Annotated in this window: 1 protein-coding gene; it reads right to left on the bottom strand. The window is 44.8% G+C overall.

Going from position 1 to position 821, the window contains the following annotated elements:
- On the bottom strand, positions 1–821 hold an 821-nt coding region (locus QVO66_RS01990; RefSeq protein ID WP_441295425.1), incomplete at both ends, for a type I restriction endonuclease subunit R, EcoR124 family.

The following is an 821-nucleotide window of genomic DNA, read 5'->3' as shown; positions in this document are numbered from 1 at the left end:
ACGGGTCAAGGTCGGCAATCAATTCAAGGATGTAAGCCACATTGATAATGTCGCTGTGCAGAAGTTCAAGGCAGAAATCCACATCTTCTAACCGCTCATCGCCCGGTGTTTCATCACCCGACTTTACAGGTGAAACAGAATCAACTAAGATAAACGTATCGTGAATGTCAAGGTACTTGCTTCGGAAGTCCATGAACTGCTGTTCGGTCATGCCGAGGTCATCCGCATCATCATTGTAATCCTCGTATATCTGAATTTCTGCGTGTTTTCGGATAATGTCACGGAAAGCCAGTACAAAATCCTTCTTGTCCTTTTCACTCTGCAATAGGTCTATGCTGCTTGGCTCCGGGTATTTCTGCAAAAAGTCAGTTGCCAACTGCTGGTATTCCTTTTTTACTTCCTCAAACGGAGGACGTACTATTTCTTCGGGATTGTTGGAGTTGCTGAAAAGCCTGATGGCCGTATCAACATTGCTTTTCAAATCACGGAAGCATATAATTTTACCGAAACGTTTTTTCTCGTTCAGCACACGATTCGTGCGGCTGAACGCTTGCAGCAATCCATGATACTCCAAGTTCTTATCCACATAGAGTGTATTGAGTTTCTTGCTGTCAAATCCGGTGAGGAACATACCCACTACAAGGCAGAGGTCAAGCGGTTTCATGTCCGCTTTCTTCTTTTTCATGCGCAGGTTGATGTCATCGTAGTAAGCACGGAAGTTTTCGGTAGTGAATGCAGTGCCGAACATTTCATTGTAGTCGTTCATAATGGTTTGCAATTCGTCCGCTTCACCTGTGCTGTCACTGACATATCGCCCCGTA

It is taken from the genome of Prevotella sp. CAG:255 (assembly GCF_000431195.1).
GTDB classification, from domain to species: domain Bacteria; phylum Bacteroidota; class Bacteroidia; order Bacteroidales; family Bacteroidaceae; genus Prevotella; species Prevotella rara.
Note: the sequence above shows the minus strand (reverse complement) of the source record. Positions and strands in the feature narration are given on the sequence as shown.